Origin of the sequence: Plantibacter sp. CFBP 8804, assembly GCF_014841225.1 — a bacterium.
Classification (GTDB): Bacteria; Actinomycetota; Actinomycetes; order Actinomycetales; family Microbacteriaceae; genus Plantibacter; species Plantibacter auratus.
The window spans coordinates 228791-244594 of the sequence record NZ_JACYTU010000002.1 but is presented as its reverse complement, the minus strand read 5'-3'; the positions used below and the strand labels follow the sequence as shown (position 1 = coordinate 244594).

Here is a 15804-nt window from a genome sequence, read left to right as displayed (position 1 = left end):
TGCGCGGTACCGGACGGGTGCAGCGGGCCGGACCGGTCGTTCGGATCGGGGATACTGGAACGTCCGCTCCATTGAAAGGCAGCCATGATCGTCTTCGTCCAGATCCCCTGTCTGAACGAGGAGACGACGCTTCCGCTCGTCCTCGCCTCGATTCCGAAGGTCATCGAGGGCGTCGACCGCATCGAGATCCTCGTCATCGACGACGGTTCGACGGACCGCACCGTCGAGGTCGCTCGAGCCCATGGCGTCGAACACATCGTGCGGCACACCCGCAACCGCGGACTCGCGCAGTCGTTCAAGGACGGCGTCGACTACGCGCTGCTCCACGGCGCCGACATCGTCGTCAACACGGACGGCGACAACCAGTATCCGCAGGACCGCATCGGCGACCTCGTCCAGCCGATTCTCCGTGGTGAGGCCGACATCGTCGTCGCAGACCGACAGACGGCCCTGATCGAGCATTTCTCGCCCTTCAAGAAGATCATGCAGCGTCTCGGCAGCCGCGTCGTGAACGTCGCCGCAGGAACCGACCTGCCCGACGCGGCCAGCGGCTTCCGCGCCTACTCGAAGACCTCGCTCATCCGGTTGAACGTCGTGACCCGGTTCAGCTACTGCATGGAGACGATCATCCAGGCAGGCTACAAGCGACTGGCGATCACCAGCATCCCCGTGACGACCAATCCGAAGACCCGGGAGTCACGGCTGTTCCGGAGCATCGGCGAGCACATGTACCAGTCCGGGGTGGCGATCACCCGGGCCTACCTGATGTACCGCCCGTACGTGGTCTTCGCCGGCCTCGGGCTCGTGCTCGCACTCGCCGGCCTGACACCGTTCGTGCGGTACGCCGTGCTCCTGTGGGTGGACGATGGCGGAGACCATCTGCAGTCGCTCCTCGTCGGTGCCACACTGCTCATGGGCTCCCTGCTCTCGTTCGCAATCGGCGTGGTCGCCGACCTCACGCGGATCAACCGGACCTTGAACGAGGAGACGCTCGACTACCTCAAATTGCAGCGCTACGGCGACTGACGACCGGCGGCCTCCCGCGCGGCGAGGATGTCGTGCAGGAGCGCCGAGTACCGTTCCCCCGCCGTCTCGAGTGAATAGTCGTCCGCGCGGGCGAGCGCGCCCGCCTGGAGCCGGGATCGGCGCGCGGGGTCGTCCAGGAGCCGTTCGATCGCCGCAGTGAGCGCCGCAGCGTCGTCCGAGGGCACGATCACACCGCTCGAGCCGTCGTCGACCGCCTCGTTCAACCCGGGCAGGTCCGAGACGACGACGCAGGCACCTGCCGCGAACGCGTCGAGGATCGCGACAGGGAGGCCGTCCTGATCGCCCGAGGTGGACAGCACCGATGGGAAGACGACGATGTCGGAGCGACGGAACGCGGCGTCGAGCGCCGGACGATCGAGCTGCCCCAGGAACCCGATGGGGAGGCCCGCCGCCTGTGCCTCCAGCGCTGCGCGGAGCGGACCGTCCCCGCCGATCTCGGCGGTCCAGTCGAGTCGGGACGGGAGGAGCCGCAGGGCCTCGATCAAGACGTGGACACCCTTCTTCTCGACGAGTCGCCCGACGAAGAAGACGCGGGGCGGTCCCGTCCGGTCTCGGACCGCTTCAGCGGTCTCGAGGTCGGTCGTCGTGCCCACCCTCGTACCCATCGGGAGCACCTGCACGTGGTCCGGCGCGACGCCGAGGGTGATCGCCCGCTGCATCATGTCCCGGTTCATGACGGTGACGCGGTCGGCCTCCCCCAGCACCCAGCGCTTGACGCGCCGCATGAGTGGGGAGTCGAGCGCGTAGAGGTCCCCACCCGGCGAGGTGAGCAGCTTCGGCACACCGGGGGCGACGAGCCTCGCGACGATGCCCTGCGGGATGATCCAGTGCACATGGATGACGTCAGGCCGGAAGGAGCGCACGGCACGGGCGGTGGCGATCGTCTGGCCGAGGAGGAAGAACGGCAGTTGCAGCCAGCGGCTCCGACGCCTGCGGAGGTTCTCGAGGATCGCGCCGTCGGCGAGGTCCTCCCATCGTTTCGGGAAGAAGCGGTAGCGCAGGACGCGAAGGGGTCCGTCATGTTCTCGGGCCGCCGAGCGGGGGACGCGCGGGACGAGGGCGAGCACCTCGAAGTCGGACGCCTCCTGCAGCGCGAGGTCGCGCACGAACGACGGCGTACCGTCTTCCGGGACCGCGGGCCAGGTCGAGGCGAGGACGAGCAGTCGCGGTCGCGCCATCCGAAGACTCCGTTCCTGCATCGCTCCGGGATAATGGGCACTTCCCATGAAGATCCTCACCAAGTATAGGAAGCCCATCCAGGTGGGCTTCGCCGTCGTCGTCATCGCGTGCATCGCGTGGACGGTCGTCGCCAACTGGGCGTCGTTCAGCGCGAGCGTGTCGCAGATGGACCCGTTGTGGATCGTCGCATCCGGTGCTGCCGGATTCACCGGGGTAGCACTGTCGATGCTCGCCTGGCGCGCCATCGTCATCGCGTTCGGGCACCGCATCTCCGTCCGCGACGCCGGGTACGTGGTCTTCGTCTCGCAGATCGGTAAGTACATCCCCGGCGGCGTCTGGCCGATCGTCGCGGGCAGTCAGCTCGGACGACGCGCCGGACTCCCGACGGCGACGACCGTCGTAACGCTGACCGCTCAGCTCGGCGTGAGCCTCGTCACCGGCTCGACACTCGCCGTCGGCGCGCTCTTCGGGTTCCCGGCCCTGCGTGAGTACGCGTGGGTGCTCGTCGTGCTCGTGGTGATCGGCGTCGTCGCCCTCCTGCCGCCCGTGATGCGACGCGTGCTCGGCTGGATGTTCACCGTCATGAAGCGACGGGACGAGCTGCCCGAGCTCCGCACCCTGCCGCTGCTGTCCGCCGTCGGCTGGTCGCTGGCGAGCTGGGCCGCCTTCGGTCTGCACCTCTGGTGCATCGTGTCGGCGCTCGGCACCGTGGACGTCGCGGCGATCCTGCCCGCGATCTGCGGGTACGCTCTGGCCTGGGTCGTCGGATTCCTCGCGGTCATCGCCCCGGCCGGCGCCGGCGTCCGGGAGGCGATCCTCGCCCTCGTCCTCGCGAACACCGTGACGGCGTCGTCGATCCTCGGGATCGTCCTCGTGAGCCGTTTCGTGCTCATCGTCGTCGATGTCGCGGTCTGCGGCTATGCGGTCGTACGCGGACACGTGCGCGTCGTCGCCGTCGATCCTCAGCCGCCGGGAAGCCGCTCCGCCCACAGCACGCAAGAGCCCGACCCGCGCTGAGCGCGAGCCGGGCTCGGGAGGTGGTGGGTCAGGCCTGCTGTGCCAGCAGCGTCTGCAGGTACCGCCCGTAGCCGCTCTTCACGAGCGGGGTGGCGAGAGCCGCGAGCTGCTCGTCGTCGATCCAGCCGGCGCGCCAGGCGATCTCCTCGATGCAGCCGACCTTGAAACCCTGGCGGTCTTCGATGACCCGGACGTACTCGGATGCCTGCATCATCGACTCGAAGGTCCCGGTGTCGAGCCACGCAGTACCACGGTCGAGGACCTGGACCTGGAGGTCGCCCTGCTCGAGGTAACGCTCGTTGACGGTCGAGATCTCCAGCTCGCCACGGGCCGACGGCTCGATCGTCTTCGCGATCTCCACGATGGAGTTGTCGTAGAAGTAGAGGCCGGGCACGGCGTAGTTGCTCTTCGGCTGCGCGGGCTTCTCCTCGATGGAGAGCGCCTTGAAGTCGTCGTCGAACTCCACCACGCCGTACGCCTTGGGGTCGGCGACCTGGTACGCGAAGATGAGCGCGCCGTCGATGCTGTTGTGGTTGCGCAGCGCGGAGCCGAGGCCCGTGCCGTGGAAGATGTTGTCACCGAGGACGAGTGCGACGCTCTCGTCACCGATGAACTCCTCACCGATGATGAACGCCTGCGCCAGACCGTCGGGCGACGGCTGCACGGCGTACTCGAGCCGGATGCCCAGATCGGAGCCGTCGCCGAGCAGCGCGCGGAACTGCTCGTTGTACTCGGGCGTCGTGATGATGAGGATCTCCTTGATGCCCGCCATCATCAGCGTCGACAGGGGGTAGTAGATCATCGGCTTGTCGTAGATCGGCATCAGCTGCTTCGAGATGCCCTTGGTGATCGGCCACAGCCGCGTGCCGGATCCACCGGCGAGAATGATGCCGCGCATAGTTGTCTGTACTTCCTTCGCTCGATGCAGTCGGTCCGTGCGTCGGACGAGCCCTGATCGGTGCCCGCGCGTTCGCTCGACGTGCCATTATCGCAGGAACCGGCTCTCAGGGCCTGTCGGGTAGTCTGGGGCGGCGCCGACCACTGGAGGAGATGCCGACGTGACCGAAGACGCCGCACCACCACCGCACACATCCGAACCCGACGTCCGGCACCGCCTAATCCAGGCGAACGACGCCCTCGTAGGGGCCCGCGCCGAGCGTGCGCGAGCCGAACTGAAGATCGCTGAATTGCAGGACGCGCTCGCGGCTGAGCAGCGCGCCCACGCCGCAGACGTCGAGCGTCTCGTCGCCGAATTCACCGGATCCACGCGCTGGCGAGTCGGGGACGCGCTCCTCAGCCCGATCGACCGTGTTCGGAGGCGACGTCGGTGAGCCCGGCTGACGCTCCGCTCTTCTCGATCGTCACGCCGGTCTTCGACACGGACCCCGCTCAGCTCCGGGAGATGGTGGACTCCGTGCTCGCGCAGCATTCGGGTGATTGGCAACTCCTGCTCGTCGACGACTGCTCGACGTCCGCCGCGACCATCGAGGCGCTCACCGTGATCCAGGACCTCGATCCGCGTATCACCGTCGTCCGCAGGTCGACCAACGGACGCATCTCTGCGGCGACGAACACCGGCCTGGAAGCGGCCGCCGGGACGTTCGTCGTGCTCGTCGACCACGACGACACCCTCTCCCCCGCCGCCCTCGCCGTAGCGGCAGCTGCCATCGCCGCGGACGAGGCGGTCGACTACCTCTATTCAGACGAGGACAAGATCGATGATGAGGGCGGACTCTCCGGGGCCTTCGCCAAGCCCAGGTGGTCGCCGGCTCGACTCCTGTCCCAGATGTACACCTCGCATGTGTCCATCATCCGAACCGCGCTCCTCCGCGAGGTGGGAGGGTTCCGCTCCGACTACGACGGCTCGCAGGACCACGACGCGATCCTGCGCGTCACCGAGCGTGCGCGAAGCATCGTGCACCTCGGCGAGGTCCTCTACCACTGGCGAGCGACCGCCGGCTCGACCGCGATCGACGTCCGCGAGAAGGACTACGCCTGGGACGCCGGGCTGCGCGCCGTGTCCGAGGCGGTCGGTCGCCGACGTCTCGCCGGGGTGGCCGAGCCTGGCCGCCTCCCGGGCACCTATCGCATCGCGTGGTCGCTGCCCACCGCGGTCTCCCTGGTGCTGTGCATCGACGACGACACTGAGGTACAGCGAGCAACCGACGCCGTCGTCGCCCTGACCACCGGGGTCGAGACCGATGTCGAACTCGTCGTCGTCCATGCCCCCGCAGTGTCGGAGGCCACGCTCCAGCGCTTCGAGGAGACCCCGACGTCACGTCGGGTGCTCGTGCCCGCGCCGTCCGATTCCTCCTCCGTCGCACGGAACATCGGGTTCTCCCACAGCACTGCAGACGTGGTCGTGTTCGTCGACACTCGGCTCGAATCGGTCGCGGTCGACTCCCTGGCCAACCTCACCGGACCGCTGTCGCAGCCGGACGTCGGCGCAGTGGGTGCTCGCTTGCTGGACACGTCAGGGCACATCCTGCATGCCGGATTCAGATATGCCCGGGGTGACTACCGCCGGCCGTACTCAGGCCGCGCCGCCGATGCCGCCGGAGAGGCCAACGCACTCGTCGTGGATCGTGAGGTGAGCGCCGTCTCCGCGATGCTCGTCGCGGTCGATCGGTTCGGATTCGAATCCGTCGGCGGTTGGAACGAGGGCTTGCGCGGCGAGATCGCGGACCTCGACCTCGGTCGGAAGTTCGCGTGGCTCGGGCGACGTGTGTTGTGGTCGGCGTCAGCGGAAGCCGTCGTCGACCGAAGGCCCGAGGACGCCGACACTGCCGACGAGCACGCCGCAGGACTGTTCGCCCGTTGGGGCGAGCCGACCGACGACCCGTACATCCCGTAGCGACGGGCTGTGCGGGAACGGCCTGCAGCTGTCGCTCTCAGGGACGCAGGGCCGTTCACCTGTGCAGGACGTCAGCCGCGCATGGACTCAGCCGCGCAGTGTCGCGTAGAACGCCCGGGCGTCATCCCAGGTCGGCAGGAGGCCGGCGGCGGCCGCCTCGTCGAGGCCGGGGGCCTCGGTGTCCTTCGGCGAGAGCAGCGGGGTGCCGGCCTCCGGCGGGATGACGAGACCGACCCGCTCGTCGAGCGGGTTGATGCCGTGCTCACGGTCAGGACGGTAGACGTCGGTCACCAGGTAGCTGACCGTGGCGTCGTCGGTGAGCGCCACGAAGCAGTGACCGAGGCCCTCGGAGATGAAGATGGCCTTGCGGTCGGTGTCGTCGAGCAACACCGAGTCCCACTGGCCGAAGGTCGGTGAGCCCACGCGGATGTCGATGACGTAGTCGAGGACGGCACCGCGCGTGGCCGTGACGTACTTCGCCTGCCCGATCGGGATGTCCGCGAAGTGGATGCCCCGGACCGAACCGCGCTTCGACACCGAGGTGTTCGACTGGGCGAGCTTGATGGACCGGCCGGAGGCCTCTTCGAGCTTGTCGAAGCGGTACCACTCGAGGAACACGCCTCGGTCGTCACCGAACTGCTTCGGCGTGATCTCATAGCTGTCGGGGACGTTCAGTTCGCGGATCTGCACCCGGGGAGTCTACCAAGACGGATGCGCCCAGCGGCGGGACGCCGCGGTCCTGTTCCCGGTCGCCTCAGGCATAATCGAGTGTCCACGCACAGAACGGCCCGCCATGATCCCCCTGCTCCGCCGACTCTGGGACGGCGTCGCCGCGTACGCGGTGAAGTTCGGCGTCGTCGGACTCATCGGCTTCGGCCTCGACGTCCTCGTGTTCAACCTGCTGCGGGTCGGCGTCTTCGGGCATGACCACCTCGCGCAGTCCCCCATCGGCGCCAAGGTCATCAGCGTCTCGGTCGCGATCGTCTTCAACTGGATCGGCAACCGGTACTGGACCTTCCGCGAGCACCGTCGGAAGAACTTCGTCCTGGAGCTCGGCGAGTACGTGATCGTCTCCCTGGGCGGCATGGCCATCGCCGTCGGCTGCCTCTACGTCAGCCACTACGTGCTCGGCTTCACCTCGCTGCTCGCCGACAACATCGCGTCGAACGTGATCGGGCTGGGCCTCGGAACCCTGTTCCGCTTCTTCCTCTACCGCTTCTGGGTCTACGGACACCACCGGGCGGACGGCCTGGCCAACCTGGCTCGGGTGGAGGAGGCACAGCGGACCCTGTTCGAGGAGCCACCGACCGACGCCACCCGGTCAGCGACCTCCCCGACCGAGCCGGGTACGATGAACGGGCCACTCCCGAGAGGACCCCTATCTTGACGTACCTGATCACCGGCGCTTCCGGCATGCTCGGCCACGACCTGCAGGAGGCCCTGACGGGTCGTGAGGTCACCGCCCTCGGTCGCGCGGAGCTCGACGTGACCGACCTCGAGGCCGTCCGCGCCGCTGTCGCGGGTCACACCGCCGTCATCAACGCGGCCGCCTACACGAAGGTCGACGACGCCGAATCGCACGAGGCCGACGCAGCCGCCGTGAACGCCATCGGCGCTCGCAACCTCGCGGTCGCCGCCCGGGAGGCCGGTGCGAAGCTCGTCCAGGTGTCCACCGACTACGTGTTCGACGGCTCCGCCACCTCGCCGTACCAGGAAGACCACCCGCTGGCCCCGATCAGCGCGTACGGCCGCACGAAGGCCGACGGGGAGCGCGCCGTCCTCGCCGAGCACCCGAACGGCGGCTACATCGTCCGGACGGCCTGGCTCTACGGCAAGAACGGACCGAACTTCGCCGCCACCATGGCGAAGCTGGCTGCGAACGGCGTCGACCCGGCCGTCGTCACCGACCAGCTCGGCCAGCCGACGTGGACCGCGGACCTCGCCGCGCAGATCGTCGCGTTGCTCGACGCCGACGCTCCTGCCGGGGTCTACCACGGCACCAACGCCGGGCAGGCCTCCTGGTACGAGTTCGCCCAGGCGGTCTTCGAGGCGGTCGGCGCCGACCCGGCACGGGTCTCCCCCACCGACAGCTCGGCGTTCGTCCGCCCCGCGCCGCGCCCCGCCTACTCGGTGCTCGGCCACGATGCATGGGCCACCGCCGGCCTCGCGCCGATGCGTGACTGGCAGGAGGCCTTCGAGGCAGCGACGCAGCACGGCGTCGTCACGGCACCGTGACCACCCTCCGCGTCGTCGTCGACCAGATCGTCGCACCGGTCGCCGGTGGGGTCGGTCGCTACTCCGAGGAACTCACCCGGGAACTCATCGCGAGTGCCCCGGCGGGATGCGACGTCGAAGGCATCGTCTCGGCGGTGCCGAAGGAGAAGATCGACCTCCTGGAGTCCAAGCTCCCCGGGCTGACGGCGCTGCATCGCACCACGCTGCCGCGTCGCGAGCTCAGTGCCGCCTGGCAACTCGGCATCGTGGCACCCGGGACGGCGAACGGCATGGTGCACGCCCCAGGCCTGCTCGCGCCGCTCAACCGCCATGACCGCATCAACGACGGCAACCAGATCGTCGTCACCATCCACGACACGCTCGCCTGGTCGCACCCCTCGTCACTGACGCCGATGTCGGTGGCCTGGCAGAAGGCGATGGTCAAGCGGGCGAGGAAGCACGCGGACGCCATCGTGGTCCCGACGCACGCGGTCGCCGATGAGCTGCGCGACATCGTCGATCTCGGCGACCGCGTCCGCGTCATCGGGGGTGCCGCCGCGACCACGCTCAGCATCCCGACCGACGCCGACGGCCGCGCACGGACGCTCGACCTCCCGCCCGAGTACCTCGTGTCCGTCGGTTCACTCGACCCCCGTCGTGGCATCACGGAGCTCATCACCGGTCTCGGCCGCCCCGGCGCCCCCGACCTCCCGCTGCTCATCGTCGGCACCGACAGCTGGGGCGACGTCACCCTCGCCCAGGTGGCCGATGAAGCCGGTCTGCCGGAGGGGCGGGTGCGTGCACTCGGGTTCCTCGACGACGCCGACCTCGCCGTCGTCCTCGACCGCGCGACCGCCTTCGTCTACCCGAGTCTCGCCGAAGGGTTCGGGCTCCCACTCGTCGAGGCGTTCCGCTTCGGCACGCCCGTCATCCACTCCGACGTGCCGGCGCTCATCGAGGTCGGCGGCGGAGCCGGCGTCGTGGTCGAGTCCGGAGCCAAGGGGTACGCCGATCGCCTCATCGCGACCATCAACGACGTCATCGGCGACAGCGAGCGCCTCTCACGCCTGCGCATCCTCGGCATGGACCGCGAGCAGGCCTTCAGCTGGCGAGACTCCGCTGAACGCGTCTGGCAGCTGCACGCGGAGATCTGAGCCGGTCGGGACGATGACGATCAGCGTCGGTTCACGCCGCTGAACCAGCCCGTTCGTAACGTGGACGGACGACCGATCCGACACTCGTAGGGTGGATGGGTGACCTCTTCGACCGCTCGCGAGCGCTACACGCTCGGCCACCACCCCAGTGTCCTGCGCACCCATTCCTGGCGCACCGCCGAGAACTCCGCAGCGCACCTGCTCCCCCATCTGCACGCAGGCCTCCAGGTCCTGGACCTCGGCAGCGGACCAGGCACGATCACGCTCGACCTCGCCCGCCTCGTGGCGCCAGGCACGGTCGTCGGCGTCGACGCCTCGGACGAGGCCCCCGCCGACGCCCGAGCCCGCGCGGCCGCCGCCGGCGTCGGGAACGTCAGCTTCACCGTCGGTGACGCCTACGCACTCGACCTCCCCGACGACAGCGTCGACGTCGCACACGTCCACCAGCTCCTCCAGCATGTGGCCGACCCGGTCGCCGTGATCCGCGAACTGCGGCGGGTGGTCCGACCGGGCGGCATCATCGCCCTCCGCGAGATCGTCTACGGCGGGGCGGTCTGGTACCCGCTGTCCCCCGGCCTCAGCCGGTGGATGGAGGTCTACCAGGAGCTCGCCAGGGCGAACGGCGGTGAACCGGATGCCGGTAGCCGGCTCAAGTCGTGGGCGATGGAAGCCGGGCTGGCGGACGTGCGCAGCACGGCGAGCGTCTGGTCGTTCGAATCCCCGGTGGACCGCGAGTGGTGGGGCGGCGCGTGGTCGGAGCGGGCGCAGACCTCCAGTTTCGCGACCCAGGCGCTGGAGACCGGGATCGCGGACGACGCCGACCTCGAACGCATCTCGACGGCATGGCGGGACTGGGTCGACGCGGACGACGGATGGTTCGCCGTTCCGCACGGTGAGATCATCGCGACCGTGCGCTGAGCCCTTCGACAGGGTCAGGGACCGGGGCTCAGCCCGCGTCGGGCTCCGGGCTCGGCGACGGCGGGAACAGCTGGTCCTGCACCATCTGGTGGATGAGCGTGTAGTCGGGCTCTTCCGGATCGATCGTCGGCGGGACGAACTGCAGGGAGTTGATCGGCAGCTCCCGCGTCTTGAGCGCGAGGTTCACGAAGTAGCCGAGCATGCCCTGGGGCACATCGGTCTTGACGACATCGCCTCCGGCCGCCGCGACGTCCTGGAATCGGGCGAGGACGTTCGCCGGGTTGAACTGTTTGAGCATCGCCGTCTGCAGGATGTGCTGGCGGGCCATGCGGTCGTAGTCGCTCGTGGAGTGTCGCGAGCGGGCGTACATGAGCGCCGTCCAGCCGTCCATGTGCTGCTTGCCGGGCTCGATCCACGCTGTGACGTTCTCGAGGTCGGCGTCGCCGTCCATCGGGAGCCGTTCCTTGACGTCGATGTCGACGCCACCGAGCGTGTCGATCAGCGTGGCGAAGCCGTACATGTCGATGAGGACGTACCACTGGATGTGCAGCCCGGTGATGCCCTCGGCGGCCTGCTTCATCGCCTCGATGCCGGGCTCACTCGCCTCGGCCGTCGCCTTGGGGAACAGTTCGGGGTTCTTCAGCTCAATCTCGGTGTAGATCGAGTTGAGCTGACAGACGTCGACGTCGCAGGAGTCGTCGTAGCCGTCCGGGTAGAGGGACGCCATCTCGCTGCCCTCGGGGAACGGGATGTCGACGAGGTCGCGCGGCATGGACATCGTCGTCGCCTGCCCGGTCTCCGCGTTGATGCTGACGACCGACATGCTGTCCGGCCGCATGCCGTCGCGGTCGGGGCCGGCGTCGCCACCGAGCAGCAGGATGTTGTAGTAGCCGTCCACCGGCGGCTCCGACGGACCGGTGTTGCCGAAGATGGAGGAGATCGAGCCGCGAGTGGCGCCTGCGACGACCGCTCCGTACCCGGCCCCGCCGGCCACCAGCACCATGGCGAGGGTCGTGAACAGCGCGACACCGAGCCTGGCGTTCGGCGAGGCCTTCACGAGGCGGACCAGTCGTAGGGTGTCGAGCGTCAGCACGACCCACAGGATCGCGTAGGCGACGAGGAGGACCTGGGCGACCGTCAGCGCGATCGGGTTCGTCGCGAGGGTGAAGAGCACCTCGCGGGCGAGGAACATCGTGGCAATGCCGACGACGACGAGCAGCCAGAGGAAGAGCGTGAACCCGAGTCCGAACCGCCCGAGCTTCCGGTTACCGGCGAGCACCTGTGCGGAGCCGGGGATCAGGAGGTTGAGGACGACGAGCCACCAGGCACGCTTCGTCATCACCTCGCGTGAACGGGTGTCTGGGTACCGCATCGGCTTCGCGGCGGTGGCTACACTCGTCATAGCTTCGCTTTGAGGTTCCGGTTCTTCTCCTCGACCGAGTCGGCGAGGGCCTCGGCATAGGCGACGAGCGCCTGGTGCAGGGCGTCGTCGGCCGTGGCGAGGATCTTGACGGCGATCAGCGCGGCGTTCTTGGCGCCGCCGATCGAGACGGTCGCGACCGGCACACCCGCGGGCATCTGCACGATCGACAGCAGCGAGTCGAGGCCGTCGAGGCGGGAGAGCGGCACCGGCACGCCGACGACCGGCAGGGTCGTGACGGAGGCGAGCATCCCGGGGAGGTGCGCCGCGCCGCCGGCTCCGGCGATGACGACCTTCACGCCACGGCCGTGGGCGGCCTTGCCGTAGGCGATCATCTTCTCGGGCGTGCGGTGGGCCGACAGCACCTCGACCTCGAACGGCACGCCGAAGTCGCGGAGCACCTGCGCCGCATCGCTCATGACGTTCCAGTCGGAGTCCGAGCCCATCACGACGCCGACGAGCGGCGGGGCGTCAGGGGACGGGGCGGAGTTCTCGGGCATGAGCACCATCGTAGATCGCAGTGTCTGAAGATCGGCTCAGGACGCACCGCAGCTGGCGGACAAGCCCTCCCCAAAGCGACCCCAGTCCGGGGACGCCTCCGCACCGCGCAGCGCATCGATCGACAGGTGTCTGGGACAATCGGCGGATGAGCACGCCGACCGCGGATGGATCCGCAGCACGCCAGGAGCCACCCAGCCAGCGCGAGCTGCGGCGGTGGCGCGGGTACCTCGCCGACGAACGCGCCGAAGCCGCCGTCTACCGGGATCTCGCCGGCCGGCGGAGCGGTGAGGAGCGCGACATCCTGCTCGCGCTCGCCGAGGCCGAGAAACGTCACGAGTCGCACTGGATCGCCCTGCTCGGGGACGACATCGGCAAGCCGCAACGCGGTGACCTGCGGACCCGGCTGCTCGGCTGGCTCGCGAGGCGGTTCGGATCCGTCTTCGTCCTGGCGCTCGTCCAGCGCGCCGAGTCGCGCTCGCCCTACGCGACCGAACGGGCGGCCACCGAACGCATGGCCGCCGACGAGCAGATCCACGAGGAGGTCGTCCGGGGCCTGGCCGCCCGAGGACGCAACCGCCTGTCCGGAACCTTCCGGGCGGCCGTGTTCGGAGCGAACGACGGCCTCGTCTCGAACCTCGCTCTCGTCATCGGCATGAGCGCCACCGGCGTCGGCAACGGCGTCGTCCTCGCTGCCGGGCTCGCGGGCCTCCTGGCGGGCGCACTGTCGATGGGAGCCGGCGAGTACGTCTCGGTCCGGTCGCAGCGGGAACTGCTCGAGGCGTCCAGCCCCAACCCGGCGGCCGACGACGCCCTCCCCCACCTCGACGTCGACGCGAACGAACTCGCGCTCGTCTACCGGGCACGCGGCATGGAGGTCGGCGAAGCCGAGGCCCACGCAGCGGACGTCCTGGCCCGCGTCGGCGCCGGCACCTACCAGCGCGAGGCCCGGACGGCGATGGAGCACGAGGCCATCGGGACCGGGCTCGGTGCCGCGCTCTCGAGCTTCTGCTTCTTCGCATCAGGCGCCGTCATCCCGGTCCTGCCCTACCTGTTCGGACTGCAGGGCGTCGCTGCGCTCCTCGTCGCCGCGCTCCTGGTCGGGGTGGCCCTGCTCGGCACCGGCGCCGTCGTCGGGCTCCTCTCCGGCGGACCCCCGCTCCGCCGGGCACTGCGACAACTCGCGATCGGGTACGGCGCAGCCGCGGCGACCTACGTGCTCGGCCTGCTCTTCGGCGCGAACGTCGGCTGACCGGCCGCCGGCCCTCCGCCGCGCGACACCGGGAGCCGATGCGAACCCGTCATCTGCCGTCCACGAGCGCGTCACCGGCGTTCCCTACGCTGAGCCATCCGTCCGTCGACCCGGACGGTGAAGGAGGGCGCGTGAGGCAGGTGCAGGACCGGACCGGCGCGTCTCCCCTCCTCGGAGCGGTTCCGCGCACGCAGCCCGACATCCAGTTGCTCCGCGCGATCGCCGTCCTGTCCGTCGTGGTCTTCCACCTGTCGTCGAGCCTCCTGCCCGGTGGGTACGTCGGCGTCGACGTGTTCTTCGTCGTCAGCGGGTACCTGATCACGAGCCACCTCGCACGCCAGGCCGACGAGACGGGCCGCGTCGACCTCCCGGCGTTCTGGGCCCGCCGGATCCGGCGACTCCTGCCGGCCGCCCTGCTCGTCCTCGCTGTGACCGCCGTCCTCATCTGGCGGTTCGCTCCGCCGAGCGCCTGGACGCAGTTCTTCACCGAGACCGTAGCGAGCGCGACCTCCTGGGAGAACTGGTTCCTCGCCGGGAGCTCCGTCGACTATCTGGCACAGGGCAGCGCCGCTTCACCGGTCCAGCACTTCTGGTCGCTGTCCGTCGAAGAGCAGTTCTACCTCGGCTGGCCACTCGTCGTCGTGCTGTGCGTGTGGCTCACCCGGCGGCGACAGGCGGACCTCCGTCGCACCCTCGGTGTGGCGCTCGGGATCATCGGTGCGGCCTCGCTCGCGTGCTCGATCCTGTACACGGCGGCGGACCCGGCACCGGCGTACTTCGCCACGCCGACCCGTGCCTGGGAGTTCGCGGCCGGCGGTCTCCTCGCGCTGCTCGGGCCGGTCGTGGTCGTGCACCGCACCCGGTGGCGGACGGCCTCCGGTGTCCTCGGGGTCGTCCTCCTGGCGGTCGCGCTGGTCGCGTTCACCGAGCGGACGGCGTTCCCCGGGATCGCCGCCGCCCTCCCGGTTCTCGGGACGCTCCTCGTGATCGTCGGTGGGTCGTCGACCCACCGGTGGTCCGTGACGACCCTCGCGCGGACGCGGACATCACTCCTCTTCGGCGATCTCTCCTATTCGCTGTACCTGTGGCACTGGCCGCTCATCGTGGTCGCACCGTGGATGCTCGGCGTGCCCGTCGCGCTCGACGACCCGTTCGGTTGGGCGATCGCGGCCGCTCTCCTGGTCGTCGCCGTGGTCCTCGCCGCGCTGACGAAACGCATCGTCGAGGACCCCGTCCGACGAGCCCCCGTCCTCCTGCACGCGCGCTCCGGACGGACCGTCCTGTGGGCTGGCGCGGCGACCGCACTCGTGCTCTGCATCCCGACGGCGGGATTGCTGACCGTCGCCGCCGAGGAACGCAACCTCGCGAGCACCGTGGACGCCTACGTCACGGACGGCGAGCCGTGTTTCGGGGCCGACGCGGCCGTCTCGGGCTGCACCAATCCGGCAATGGCGGACGAACTGCTGCCGCCGCTCTCGGTGCGGACCGAGGACACGGGCGACACCTTTCGGTGTTCCGCGGCGGCTGACGCGCCGGACTTCCCCGGCTGCACCTTCGGTTCCGATCGCCCGGACGCCACGCGGGTCGCGCTCACCGGGAACTCGCACGCCACGATGCTCATCCCCGGCCTCGTCGACCAGCTCGAGGCACGCAATTGGCGGCTCGACGTGTACGTCGGCAAGGGCTGCGAGTGGCGGGCACCGGGACCCGACGACTCGGCGGCGTGCGACGCCCGGCGGACGCTCATGCAGGAGGCGTTCACGGGTGAGCGGCCGTACGACATCATCCTGGTGACCTCCAAGAGTCCGGACGAGACCTCGGTGGCCGAACAAGCCGCGATCCGCGGCGCGACGCTCGCCGCGTGGGGACCGGTGCTCGAGCAGGGGACGTCGATCGTAGTGCTGCGGGACAATCCCCGCGTGCCGACCGAAGCCGCCGCGTGCGTCGACCGCTCGAGCGCCGCCGAGCTCATCGCGGGGGCGTGCGCCTTCCCCGTGGCCGAGGCGTACCCGACGTTCGACCTGAACACCGCCACGGCGGCGATGACCGACGGCGCCGTGCCGGTCGTGGATCTCGGCGAGCTGTACTGTGCGGCCGGAACCTGTCCGCTAGCCGTCGGGAACGTGCTCGTCTATCGCGATCTGCACCACATCACGGCCACCTGGTCGCGGACCCTGGGCCCGTTCCTCGTCGACCGCATCCGAGCCGCCACCTCCCGGGGGTGACCAGTCCCCGATCGGGTGGAGTGCCA

General features: G+C 69.5%; 15 protein-coding genes. 10 read left to right on the top strand and 5 right to left on the bottom strand.

The features are described 5' to 3' along the window. Positions 1 to 84 precede the first annotated feature (84 nt). A complete protein-coding gene (locus IFU11_RS06535) occupies positions 85 to 1026 on the top strand; it encodes a glycosyltransferase family 2 protein (RefSeq protein WP_137243392.1) in 942 nt (313 codons plus the stop codon). On the opposite strand, the gene IFU11_RS06530 is transcribed toward IFU11_RS06535, so the two are convergent. Beyond that, the gene (locus IFU11_RS06530) at positions 1014 to 2225 is read right to left on the bottom strand and encodes a glycosyltransferase (RefSeq protein ID WP_192018506.1); all 1212 of its coding nucleotides are present in this window, start codon (positions 2223 to 2225) and stop codon (positions 1014 to 1016) included. The genes IFU11_RS06535 and IFU11_RS06530 overlap by 13 nt on opposite strands. A gap of 46 nt (positions 2226 to 2271) precedes the next feature. Between IFU11_RS06530 and IFU11_RS06525 the strand changes: the two genes are divergently transcribed. Next, positions 2272 to 3243, top strand: a complete 972-nt coding sequence (locus IFU11_RS06525; protein WP_192018505.1) for a lysylphosphatidylglycerol synthase transmembrane domain-containing protein — start codon at positions 2272 to 2274, stop codon at positions 3241 to 3243. Between the two features lie 28 nt (positions 3244 to 3271). On the opposite strand, the gene rfbA is transcribed toward IFU11_RS06525, so the two are convergent. Then, the gene (gene rfbA, locus IFU11_RS06520; protein WP_137243395.1) at positions 3272 to 4141 is read right to left on the bottom strand and encodes a glucose-1-phosphate thymidylyltransferase RfbA; all 870 of its coding nucleotides are present in this window, start codon (positions 4139 to 4141) and stop codon (positions 3272 to 3274) included. Positions 4142 to 4301: 160 nt separating this feature from the next. Between rfbA and IFU11_RS06515 the strand changes: the two genes are divergently transcribed. Together IFU11_RS06515 and IFU11_RS06510 are read left to right on the top strand one after the other, a co-directional pair. Then, entirely contained in the window at positions 4302 to 4574 is a 273-nt protein-coding gene (locus IFU11_RS06515; protein WP_191941466.1) for a hypothetical protein, read from the top strand. Beyond that, the gene (locus IFU11_RS06510) at positions 4571 to 6097 is read left to right on the top strand and encodes a glycosyltransferase (protein ID WP_192018504.1); all 1527 of its coding nucleotides are present in this window, start codon (positions 4571 to 4573) and stop codon (positions 6095 to 6097) included. Before IFU11_RS06515 ends, IFU11_RS06510 begins: the two co-directional genes overlap by 4 nt. 87 nt (positions 6098 to 6184) lie before the next feature. On the opposite strand, the gene IFU11_RS06505 is transcribed toward IFU11_RS06510, so the two are convergent. Continuing rightward, positions 6185 to 6787, bottom strand: a complete 603-nt coding sequence (locus IFU11_RS06505) for a dTDP-4-dehydrorhamnose 3,5-epimerase family protein (protein ID WP_137243398.1) — start codon at positions 6785 to 6787, stop codon at positions 6185 to 6187. A gap of 103 nt (positions 6788 to 6890) precedes the next feature. Here IFU11_RS06505 and IFU11_RS06500 point away from each other — a divergent pair, with 103 nt between their 5' ends. The 4 genes from IFU11_RS06500 to IFU11_RS06485 all read left to right on the top strand — a co-directional run bounded on the left by IFU11_RS06500 (position 6891) and on the right by IFU11_RS06485 (position 10383). Next, positions 6891 to 7484, top strand: a complete 594-nt coding sequence (locus IFU11_RS06500; protein ID WP_137243399.1) for a GtrA family protein — start codon at positions 6891 to 6893, stop codon at positions 7482 to 7484. After that, positions 7481 to 8332, top strand: a complete 852-nt coding sequence (gene rfbD / locus IFU11_RS06495) for a dTDP-4-dehydrorhamnose reductase (protein WP_199862189.1) — start codon at positions 7481 to 7483, stop codon at positions 8330 to 8332. Before IFU11_RS06500 ends, rfbD begins: the two co-directional genes overlap by 4 nt. After that, complete coding sequence (locus IFU11_RS06490; protein WP_192018503.1) at positions 8329 to 9465, top strand: glycosyltransferase family 4 protein; 1137 nt, start codon at positions 8329 to 8331, stop codon at positions 9463 to 9465. Before rfbD ends, IFU11_RS06490 begins: the two co-directional genes overlap by 4 nt. 99 nt (positions 9466 to 9564) lie before the next feature. Next, positions 9565 to 10383 (top strand): class I SAM-dependent methyltransferase, encoded by an 819-nt coding sequence (locus tag IFU11_RS06485; protein ID WP_192018502.1) that lies wholly within the window; start codon positions 9565 to 9567, stop codon positions 10381 to 10383. Positions 10384 to 10411: 28 nt separating this feature from the next. Here the strand turns inward: IFU11_RS06485 and IFU11_RS06480 are convergent, their stop codons facing one another. Next, a complete protein-coding gene (locus tag IFU11_RS06480; protein ID WP_228501981.1) occupies positions 10412 to 11785 on the bottom strand; it encodes an LCP family protein in 1374 nt (457 codons plus the stop codon). After that, positions 11782 to 12303, bottom strand: a complete 522-nt coding sequence (gene purE, locus IFU11_RS06475; RefSeq protein WP_371742731.1) for a 5-(carboxyamino)imidazole ribonucleotide mutase — start codon at positions 12301 to 12303, stop codon at positions 11782 to 11784. Before purE ends, IFU11_RS06480 begins: the two co-directional genes overlap by 4 nt. A gap of 146 nt (positions 12304 to 12449) precedes the next feature. Here purE and IFU11_RS06470 point away from each other — a divergent pair, with 146 nt between their 5' ends. Beyond that, positions 12450 to 13553, top strand: coding sequence for a VIT1/CCC1 transporter family protein (locus IFU11_RS06470; RefSeq protein WP_192018500.1), 1104 nt, complete (start codon positions 12450 to 12452; stop codon positions 13551 to 13553). A gap of 131 nt (positions 13554 to 13684) precedes the next feature. Continuing rightward, positions 13685 to 15778: an acyltransferase family protein gene (locus IFU11_RS06465; protein ID WP_192018499.1), complete on the top strand. Its 2094-nt coding sequence runs from the start codon at positions 13685 to 13687 to the stop codon at positions 15776 to 15778. Positions 15779 to 15804: the final 26 nt, after the last annotated feature.